Source organism: Candidatus Methylomirabilota bacterium (genome assembly GCA_036005065.1).
Classification (GTDB): Bacteria; Methylomirabilota; Methylomirabilia; order Rokubacteriales; family DASRDR01; genus DASYQW01.
This window is the reverse complement of record DASYQW010000134.1, coordinates 1-9746: the sequence shown is the minus strand read 5'-3', so window position 1 is coordinate 9746 and position 9746 is coordinate 1. Positions and strand designations below refer to the sequence as shown.

The 9746-nt window shown below is 70.5% G+C and carries 8 protein-coding genes; 5 read left to right on the top strand and 3 right to left on the bottom strand.

Going from position 1 to position 9746, the window contains the following annotated elements:
* Nucleotides 1–378: 378 nt before the first annotated feature.
* Entirely contained in the window at nucleotides 379–1011 is a 633-nt protein-coding gene (locus VGW35_09745) for a hypothetical protein (protein ID HEV8307938.1), read from the top strand.
* Nucleotides 1012–1291: 280 nt separating this feature from the next.
* Here VGW35_09745 and VGW35_09740 read toward each other — a convergent pair whose 3' ends face one another.
* The 3 genes from VGW35_09740 to amrA are packed head-to-tail and all read right to left on the bottom strand — an operon-like array spanning nucleotide 1292 to nucleotide 3499.
* Nucleotides 1292–2302, bottom strand: coding sequence for a uracil-DNA glycosylase family protein (locus tag VGW35_09740; protein HEV8307937.1), 1011 nt, complete (start codon nucleotides 2300–2302; stop codon nucleotides 1292–1294).
* A complete protein-coding gene (locus tag VGW35_09735; GenBank protein ID HEV8307936.1) occupies nucleotides 2299–2967 on the bottom strand; it encodes an A/G-specific adenine glycosylase in 669 nt (222 codons plus the stop codon). The genes VGW35_09740 and VGW35_09735 overlap by 4 nt, the downstream gene beginning before the upstream one ends.
* On the bottom strand, nucleotides 2960–3499 hold the full coding sequence (gene amrA / locus VGW35_09730; GenBank protein ID HEV8307935.1) for an AmmeMemoRadiSam system protein A: 540 nt from the start codon (nucleotides 3497–3499) through the stop codon (nucleotides 2960–2962). Before amrA ends, VGW35_09735 begins: the two co-directional genes overlap by 8 nt.
* A 91-nt stretch (nucleotides 3500–3590) precedes the next feature.
* On the opposite strand from amrA, the gene VGW35_09725 reads away from it, so the two are divergent.
* The 4 genes from VGW35_09725 (at nucleotide 3591) to VGW35_09710 (ending at nucleotide 9629) form a co-directional block, all read left to right on the top strand.
* Nucleotides 3591–4679 (top strand): glycine cleavage T C-terminal barrel domain-containing protein, encoded by a 1089-nt coding sequence (locus VGW35_09725; protein HEV8307934.1) that lies wholly within the window; start codon nucleotides 3591–3593, stop codon nucleotides 4677–4679.
* Nucleotides 4679–6778: a thioredoxin domain-containing protein gene (locus VGW35_09720; protein HEV8307933.1), complete on the top strand. Its 2100-nt coding sequence runs from the start codon at nucleotides 4679–4681 to the stop codon at nucleotides 6776–6778. Before VGW35_09725 ends, VGW35_09720 begins: the two co-directional genes overlap by 1 nt.
* A gap of 28 nt (nucleotides 6779–6806) precedes the next feature.
* Nucleotides 6807–8411, top strand: a complete 1605-nt coding sequence (locus VGW35_09715; protein HEV8307932.1) for an ABC transporter substrate-binding protein — start codon at nucleotides 6807–6809, stop codon at nucleotides 8409–8411.
* A 213-nt stretch (nucleotides 8412–8624) separates the two neighbouring features.
* Nucleotides 8625–9629, top strand: coding sequence for an ABC transporter permease (locus tag VGW35_09710; GenBank protein ID HEV8307931.1), 1005 nt, complete (start codon nucleotides 8625–8627; stop codon nucleotides 9627–9629).
* The last annotated feature ends 117 nt before the right edge of the window (nucleotides 9630–9746 follow it).

The window sequence follows — 9746 nt, the reverse complement described above, 5'->3', positions numbered from 1 at the left end:
GCCAGGGCAACCATGGTGACCGTCAACCAGACTCTGGCGCGCCCGATCGGAGCACTCATCTCCGCGCCTCCTTTCGAACCCTCTCTCCTTGCCGGAGCAACCGTCGTGCCACGGGTGAGCCGGCCGACGACGGATTCCCGGGGGGCGGTTCCGACCATGGAACGACGCCTGTCCGTATCTGCAACGGGGCCGGCGTCGCCGCAGAGATACGGCCGCCATGGCCCCGCGATGTCTCGGCGCGGCCGACGCCCCCCATCCGGCCGCAGTGACTCAGCCCCCAGCCGACGATTGACAGTCCCGGGGGGAGGGCATAGAGTCCTTGCCAAAGCCGGGGTGTGGCCGCCGGGGAGGCTATGGTGCTCTGGACCGGATCCTCGGATGATCTTCGACGCCCCCGTCAGACCATGGAAGTGGCCGGCGGGGGCGTTCGTGTTTCTCGAGGACGCGGGGACGGCCCTCGAGCGTGCCGGAAAGGAGTCGGCCATGGTGGATCAGACCGAAGCGACTGCCGCGGCGCCCGATGAGACCCGGACAACGGCGGCCGACGCGTTCTATCAGGACGGGATCGTCGCCGGCCTGATCGGGGCAGCGACGATCGCGATCTGGTTCCTCGTCCTGGATACGGCTCGGGGGCGGCCCCTCTACACGCCGAGTCTCCTCGGGACCACCATCTTTCGCCACGGCCAGGGGCTGGCTTCACCGGAGACGCTGCCCGTGTCCTTCGAGATGGTCCTGATGTACACGTTCGTGCATGGTCTGGTCTTCTGCGTGATCGGTGGCATCGCGGCCAGGCTCCTCCAGCTCGCCGAGGATCGGCCGAACTTCGGTTTCGGGATCGTTCTGCTTTTCGTCGTCTTCGAGTTCGGCTTCGTCGGGGCGGCCATGGTGTTCGCCGAGCCGGTGCTCCACGCCCTGGCCTGGCCGGCCGTGCTGGTCGGCAACCTGCTGGCGGCCGGGGCGATGGCCACCTACCTCTGGCGCCGGCACCGGACCCTGACGATCCGCCCGTAGCGCGCCGCCGCCTCGCTCCACGCGCGGCCTGGCGACGGCGGGCGTTTAGGAGGGTCTCGGAGTAGCCCCCGGCAGCTTGCCCCGTGCGCGTGCCGCTTCGAGCAGACCTCCGAGCGGCGGCTTCGCCGCCGCAACCCCTCCTGGGGGAGGTCTGGGAGGGGCCCGTCGGCCCCCTCCCACAATCTAGTGCGCGGTCAGGATCGCGATGCTCGCGCCGATGGCGACGAAGATCACGACGGTGAAGAACGCCAGAAATCCGGCTGCGGTCATCAGCGCCCGGTCACTCATCGGGTCTCCTTTCGTTCGGCTGGTGGCTCTCGGCCGCCAGGCGCGCCACGATCGCCGCGTCAGCTGGCGGGAACGCGAGGCGCCCGAGCTCCGCCGGGGTCACCCAGCGGATGCCCTGACCCTCCCGGGGATGGACGGCCTGCTGGCCGATCTCACACCCGAAGAAGTGTAGAACGACGCGCCGGTCCGCGTACGCCCACGGTACCACGGCGAGCCGCCGGGCGACGCGCCCCTCGACCCCGAGCTCCTCGCCGAGCTCGCGGCGGAGGCAGTCCTCCAGCGATTCCCCTGGCTTCCGCTTTCCGCCGGGGAACTCCCACAGCCCGGCGAGATGACGGTTCGCCGTCCGCTCGGTCACCAGATATCGGCCGTCCCGTGTGATCACGGCCGCGGCCACCTCGACGATGGGGAAACCGGCGCGGGCGGCGAGTTCGGCGAACAGGGCGAGGAGGGAGTCGCGGTAGGTCGGCCATACCCGGGCGTGGCGGCTCGCGTTGGCGGGATGGAGGAGGACGATCACCTCGCGGCCGTCGACCTGGAGGCGCCGCCCGTGGTCGTCGGGAAGCCGGACCGGCTCCCGGAGGACAGCCCGGGCGGCGACCGCGCCGACGGCCACGATGACCTCGGGATCTAGCGCGGCGATCTCGCGGGCGAGGAACGGCGCGCAGCGGGCGGCCTCGCTCCGGAGGGGGCTCCGGTTGGTCGGGCGCCGGCCGGGGGCAGCCGGCCAGCACTTGACGGCGTTGGTGAGGTAGAAGAGATCCTCGAGGTCCAGCCCGAGCCGCCGGATCTGGCGGCGCAAGAGCATCCCGCCAGCGCCCGTCCACTGGCGGCGCCTCTCGATGCTCGCGATGCCGGGGGCTTCGCCGACCAGCAGGAAGCGGGCATCCCGGCGTCCGGCCGCCGCGCGGGGGAACTTCCGGTAGCCGCGGATCGTCGGGCACGCGGTGCAGCGGACGACCCCGCCGAGGACGCGGTCGAGCGCGAGGCGGCGCCGGGTCACCCGGGTGTCCACGGGAAGGCGCGACAGAAGCGGCGCATGGGACAGGGCAGGCAGAGGGGCTTTCGCGGCGTGCACCAGGTGGCCCCGAAGTCCATGAGCGCCTGGTTGAAATCGTACACGCGCCGGCGAGGCAGGAGGAGCTCGGCCAGTCGCCAGAGAGCGGGCGCGGCGATCACGCGGCCGTCCTGGCCGTGAAACACGCGACCGAGCACCCGGCGGACGTTCGTGTCCAGGATGGGCGTCCGGTGGCCGTAGGCGAACGAGAGCACGGCGCCCGCGGTATAGCGGCCGATCCCCTTGAGGGCCCGGAGCGCATGGTCCTCGTCGGGAAGGCGGCCTCCATAGCGGGCCACCGCCTCGCGGGCGATGCCGTGGAGGTGGATCGGCCGGATGTTGTAGCCGAGCGGATACCAGACGCGGCGGACCTCGGCCGGGTCGGCGGCGGCCAGCGACTCCAGGGTCGGGTAGCGTCCCAGAAACTCGTGGTACTTGGGGATGACCCGGTCGACCTGGGTCTGCTGGAGCATGATCTCGGAGACGAGCACGTGATACGGATTCCGCGTGCGCCGCCAGGGGAGGTCCCGACGGTGGCGGGCGTACCAGCGGAGGAGGGCCTGGCGAAAGCGGCGCCGGAGCGGCGATGCGGGACGACCGCGGTCAGCCATCGTCGCGGAAGCGGCGGACCACGAAGCGGGAGAGCTGGACCGTGGCGGTCTCGGGGATCCCGGCCTTGGCGCGGGCGAGCCGGACCTGATGCCCGGCGTCCTTCACCCCGTCGAGACCGGGGAGGAGAACGCCGCGGTGGCCGCTTCCCTCGACCAGCACGCCATAGACTTTCGGGTCGAGACTCTCCAGTCCCCTGACCGCCTCGAGGGCTCCGACGATGTCCACCTCGTATGACAGGTCGGTGAGCTCGCCAGGCCGGACCGGCGGGAAGCGAGGGTCCCGGGTCGCCGCCGCGGTGGCGGCGGCGATGATCTCGCGGGCCACGTCCGGGCGGCTCGGGGCGAGCGTCCCGACGCAGCCCCGGAGCTCCCCCCGCACCCGGATGGTGACGAAGACACCATGGGCCTGGCGGAGCTCCGACGGCAGGTCGGGGGGCGGCTCGGCGGGGAGGCCGGTCTGCACGTAACGCTCGACCGCCGCGCGCGCGAGCGCGAGGGCGGTCCGCCCGGGATCGTCGGTGCCGTCGCCCACGGCAGGATCATGCCTCCTCGCGGGGCGCCCGAGCAACCCCCGGCGCTCTGGTATAATGCCAGGCGTATCACAGCGCGTTCATTCCCGACGCATGGCCAGCCAGCTTCCCCTGCACGACCTCCACGCCCGCCTCGGCGCGCGCTTCGGCGAGGCCGACGGCTACTTGCTGCCCCGGGATTACGGCGACGCGCGCGGAGAGCACGAGGCCGTCCGGGAGCGCGTCGGCCTGATCGATCGATCCCACCGCGGGAAGATCGAGGCGACCGGACGGGACCGGGTCCCGTTCCTCCACGGGATGCTGTCGAACGACGTGAAGGCTCTCGGCCCGGGGCAGGGAGCCCCCGCCTCGTTCCTCGACGCCCACGGCAGGGTCGTCTCGCTCCTCGTCGTCCACTGCCTGGCCGACCGCCTCCTGCTCGAGACCGACGCCGGGCTCGTCCGGGCGACCCTGGAAGCGCTCGATCGCTTCCTGATCTCCGAGCGGGTCGAGTTCGAGGACGTGAGCGCGCGGGAGGGGATCCTGGCGGTGGCCGGGCCCGCCGCGCGGGCCGCGGCCGAGAAGGCGCTGGAGCACGCGATTCCCGAGCTCGGCCCCTTTCATCACGCGCGGCTCGCGGTCGACGGCCTCGAGGTCCGGGTCGTGCGCTCCGAGGAGAGCGGCGAAGAGGGGTACGACCTCTGGGTGGCACCCGACGGACTCGCACGCGTCTGGGAGCGGCTGACGGCGGCCGGCGCGCGGCCGGTGGGACGCGCGGCCTGGAACGTGCTCCGCGTAGAAGCCGGCGCCGTCTGGCACGGCGCCGACGTGGACGCTTCCACTCTCGTCATGGAGGCCCCGCTCGACCACACCTACTCGTTGAACAAGGGCTGCTACATCGGCCAGGAGGTCATCGCCCGCGTCACCTATCGCGGTCACGTCAACCGAAAGATCGTGGGCTTCGTCTTTCCGGATGCCCGGATCCCGCCGCCCGGCGCGCCCGTTCTGGTGGAGGGACGCGAGGTGGGGCGGATCACGAGCGCGGTGGTGTCGCCGGCCCTCGAGCGAGGGCTTGCGCTCGGCTTTCTCCGGCGCGAGCACTGGGAGCCGGGCAGCAGGGTGGAGGTGGCCGGCGACGGCGCCCCGCTCGTTGCCGAGGTCGCGGCGCTTCCCTTCTACCGCCGGAGCCCCGCGCGATCGTGATGTCCACCGGAACCAGGCACGCCGAAGGGGCTCCGAACCGTCTCGCCCGCGAGACGAGCCCCTATCTCTTGCAGCACCAGTACAATCCCGTCGACTGGTACCCCTGGGGCGGAGAGGCCTTCGCCCGGGCGAAGGCCGAGGGCAAGCCCATCCTGCTGTCGGTCGGGTACTCGGCCTGCCACTGGTGCCACGTGATGGAGCGCGAGTCGTTCGAGGACCCCGACATCGCGCGCGCCATGAACGAGAACTTCGTCAACATCAAGGTTGACCGCGAGGAGCGCCCTGACGTCGACGCCATCTACATGCAGGCCGTGCAGTCGATGACCGGGCACGGCGGCTGGCCCATGACAGTCTTCCTCACGCCCGACGGGGTGCCGTTCTACGGCGGGACGTACTTCCCCCCGCAGGATCGCCACGGCCTTCCCGGGTTCCCGCGGGTCCTCCAGGCTGTGGCCGGCTTCTACCGGGACAAGCGTGGCGAGACGGAGGAGATCGGCCGGCGCCTCGTCGACAGCCTGCGCCAGCACGAGCGGGTCCGGGCCAGCGGCGAGCTCCTGACGCGTGACGTCCTCGACCAGGCATTCCAGGGGCTCCGCCCCGAGTTCGACTCCCGGCACGGCGGGCTGGGTCGGGCGCCCAAGTTTCCCCAGCCGATGACCTGGGACTTCCTGTCGCGCTACTGGCGGCGGACGGGCGCCCCGGACGCTCTCGACATGGTACGGCTCACGCTCACCCGCATGGCGCGGGGTGGGATGTACGACCAGCTCGGCGGGGGCTTCCACCGTTACTCCGTAGACCAGGCGTGGCTCGTTCCCCACTTCGAAAAGATGCTGTACGACCAGTCGCAGCTCGCCCTCCTCTATCTCCAGGCCTGGCGGGCGACCGGAGACACGGAGTACCGGCGGATCACCGTGGAGACGCTCGACTACGTCGTGCGGGAGATGACGCATCCGGACGGCGGCTTCTACTCGACCCAGGACGCCGACTCGGAAGGGGAGGAGGGGAAGTTCTTCCTCTGGAGCGACGCCGAGGTCGGGGCGATCCTGGACCCCGACGAGGCCCGGGTGGCCGGCCTCTACTGGGGTGTCGCCGACGGGGCGAACTTCGAAGGGCGTAACATCCTCCACGTGCCGCGGGAGCCGGACGAGGTCGCCGGAGCGCTCGGCGTCGACCGCGCCCGGCTCGACGAGGTCCTCGGCCGGGCCCGGGCGAAGCTCTTCGCCGTCCGGGAGCGCCGCGTCAAGCCCGGTCGCGACGAGAAGGTGCTGGCCGGCTGGAACGGCATGATGCTCCGGGCCTTCGCGGAGGCCTCGCGGGCGCTCGGGCGGCCGGACTACCGGGAGGTGGCCGAGCGCAACGCGACGTTCATCCTGACGGCGCTTCGCTCCGGGGGGCGTCTCCTCCGGACGTGGAAGGACGGGCAGGCCAAGCTCCTCGGCTACCTCGAGGACTACGCGATGGTGGCCGAGGGTCTCCTCGCGCTCTACGAGGCGACCCTCGATGGCCGGTGGCTCCGGGCGAGCCGGGAGCTCGCCGACGAGCTGATCCGTCTCTTCTGGGATGAGGCGGCCGAGGCGTTCTTCGACACCGGGGCCGACCACGAGGCGCTCATCGTCCGGCCGAGGAACCTCTTCGACTCGGCGGTGCCCTGCGGGACGTCGGTGGCGAGCGAGCTGCTCTTTCGGCTGAGCGTCATCACGGGGGAGGCCTCCTACGAGCGAATCGGCCTGGCCGCCCTCCGCCCGGTCGTCCCGCTCATGACGCGGTACCCCTCGGGCTTCGGCCGCTTCCTGGCGGCGCTCGACTTCCACCTGGGGCCGGCGGTCGAGGTCGCGCTGGTGTGGCCGCCGAGCGCGCCGGAGGCTGCCGCCGCGCCCTTGCTCGACGAGGTCTTCTCGCGGTACCTTCCCACTCGGGTCGTGGCGGGGGGCCGGGAGGGGGAGAGCGCCGGGAGCCCGCTGCTGGAGGGAAAGGTGGCGCGGGACGGGGACCCGACCGCCTACGTCTGTGAGCATTATGCCTGCCAGGCGCCGACGACCGACCCGGCCGAGCTTGGACGGCAACTCGAAGGGCGCGCCCGTCGAGGCGCGTCCGTCTGACTGACTCTCACCAAGGAGGAACACGGCCATGCGTCTGACCAGAGTGATGCTCGTCGTCGCGGTCGCCCTGCTGCTGGGCGGGGCGGGCCCGGCGCTCGCCCAGACCTTCGTCTGGGGCAACCAGGGGGAGCCCGTCCAGCTCGATCCCGCCGTCATCACCGACGGCATCTCCGCCCGGATCACCCATCAGATTTACGACACCCTGGTGAAGTACAAGGGCTCGACCACCGAGATCGAGCCCGGCCTGGCCGAGAAATGGGAGGCCTCGGCCGACGCCACCGTCTGGACGCTCAGCCTCCGGAAGAACGTGAAGTTCCACGACGGGGAGCCGCTCGACGCCAAGGCGGTCGTCTGGAACATGGAGCGCTGGTGGAAGTCGAACCATCCCCAGCACGAGAACCAGGTCAAGGCCGGTCAGACCTTCGAGTACTGGGAGGGGCAGTTCGAGGGATTCGACGACAAGTCCATCGTCTCCAAGATCGAGGCGGTCGACACCCACACGGTTCGGGTCACCCTCAAGCGACCCCAGGCGCCGTTCCTGGCCAACCTCGGGATCTTCGCCTTCGGGATCGCCAGTCCCAAGGCGGTCGAGAAGGCGGGCACCGAGTACGGCAAGAGCCCGGTCGGCACCGGCGCCTTCAAGTTCGTCGAGTGGAAGCCGAACCAGGAGGTGGTCCTGGAGGCGAACCCCGACTACTGGGGCGCCAAGCCCAAGGTGAAGCGGGTCGTCGTCCGGAACATAAAGGACAACTCCCAGCGGCTGGCCGCGCTCAAGGCGGGCGAGATCCACGCGATGGAGGGCCTCAATCCCGACGACGTCAAGGTGGTCAAGGCTGACCAGAACCTCCAGCTCATCCTCCGTCCGACGAACACGACCGGCTACATCGCGTTCAACTACAAGGTGAAGGAGCTCCAGGACAAGCGGGTGCGCCAGGCCTTCGCCCACGCGGTCAACAAGAAGGCGATCGTGGAGGCCTTCTACGGCGGCACCGGCCTGGTGGCCAAGGAGTTCCAGCCGCCGTCGCTGTGGGGTTACAACAAGGACCTGAAGGAATACGACTACAGCCCCGAGAAGGCCCGCGACCTCCTCAAGCAGGCCGGCTTTCCGAACGGTCTCACCGAGATCACCTGGGAGGACGGGAAGAAGGAGCCCTTCGTCTTCTGGTACATGTCGCGCTCCCGGCCATACTTCCCGGCCCCCAAGGAGATCGCCGAGGCGATGGCGGCGGACCTGGCCAAGGTCGGCATCAAGGGGCAGCTCCAGACGGCCGAGTGGGCGGTCTACCTCGACAAGCGGAAGAACGGGCAGCTCCCCGTGTACATGCTCGGCTGGACCGGTGACAACGGTGACCCGGACAACTTCCTCTGCTACTTCTTCTGCTCGCCAGGCGCCTCACGGGAGGCGTTCTACTCCAACAAACCCCTGGCGGACCTGCTGCAGCGCGCGTCCACGCTGACCAGCCAGAGCGAGCGGGCGAGGCTGTATCGCCAGGCCGAGCAGATGCTGCACGACGACGTGGGCCGGCTGTTCATCGCCAACAACCAGCCGCCCATCGCGCTCTCCAAGAAGGTGAAGGGGTTCGTGGCCAACCCGACCGGCAACGAGTACTTCAACACGATCACGCTCCAGTAGGACGCTGATCCCCTGAGGAGGGCGGGGGGCGACGGTGAGACAGTACGCCGTCCGGCGCGCGTTCACCATCGTCTCAATCGGAGGGGGGCTTCGCCCCCCTCCGAAACCTCCCCCCAAGTTGCGCGGGCAGAGCCCGCGCTCGGAGCGCTTCGATCCTGACCGCGTGGTCGGGTCGGACGCGGTCGACACCTCGCTCCGGGGCGGGGGGCGACGGTGAGGCAGTACGCCGTCCGGCGCGCGTTCACCGTCGTCCCCGTCCTCCTCGGGGTCTCCATCCTCGTCTTCGGCTTCATCCATCTCATCCCGGGCGACCCCGCCCTCACGATGCTCGGGGAGCGGGCGACGCCCCAGAAGGTGGCCGAGGTTCGCCAGCGCCTCGGCCTCGACAAGCCGATCTACCAGCAGTACCTGATCTACCTCGGCCGGGTCGTCCGCGGCGACCTCGGGATCTCCATCGTCCGCGGGGACCCGGTGGCGAGGGACCTCCTCCGCCGCTTCCCGGCCACCGTCGAGCTGGCGACCTCGGCCATCCTGCTGGCGCTCGCCCTGGGCGTGCCGATCGGGATCGTCTCGGCCGTCTGGCGGAACTCCATGATCGACAGCGCCTCCCGGGTCTGGGCGCTGGTCGGCGTCTCGATGCCGATCTTCTGGCTCGGCGTCATGCTGGCCTGGGTCTTCGGGGTCCAGCTCGGGTGGCTGCCGACCGGCTTCCGCCTGGACAGCGCGACCGACTTCCGGCCGTGGAGCAACTTCGTCATCCTGGACGCTCTCCTCCAGCGGAACTGGGAGGCCTTCGGCGATGCCGCCCGCCACCTCGTGCTGCCCGCGGTCGCGCTGGCCACCATCCCCCTGGCCGTGATCGCCCGGATGACGCGGGCCAGCATGCTGGAGGTGCTGTCGCGCGACTACATCCGGACCGCGGAGGCCAAGGGGCTTCCGCAGGTCGCCGTCATCCTGCGCCACGCGCTCCGCAACGCGCTCCTTCCCGTGATGACGGTGGTGGGGCTCCAGATCGGCCGGCTCCTGGCCGGCGCCATCCTGACCGAGACGATCTTCTCGTGGCCCGGCATCGGGCTCTGGGTCTACGAAGCCATCGAGTCACGCGACTATGCGATCGTGCAGGGGGCGAGCCTCTTCATCGCGGTGATCTTCGTCACGGTGAACCTGGTCACCGACCTCCTGTATGCGGTGGCCGACCCCCGCATCAAATACGACTGATGGCAACCACGGCCGACTTCTCCGGGGGGAGGCAGGCCCGATCCGTTCGCCGAATGGCGAACGGCCCGGCTTCGCCGGGAGGGCCGTCGGAGGGGGGCGGAGCCCCCCACCGCAGCG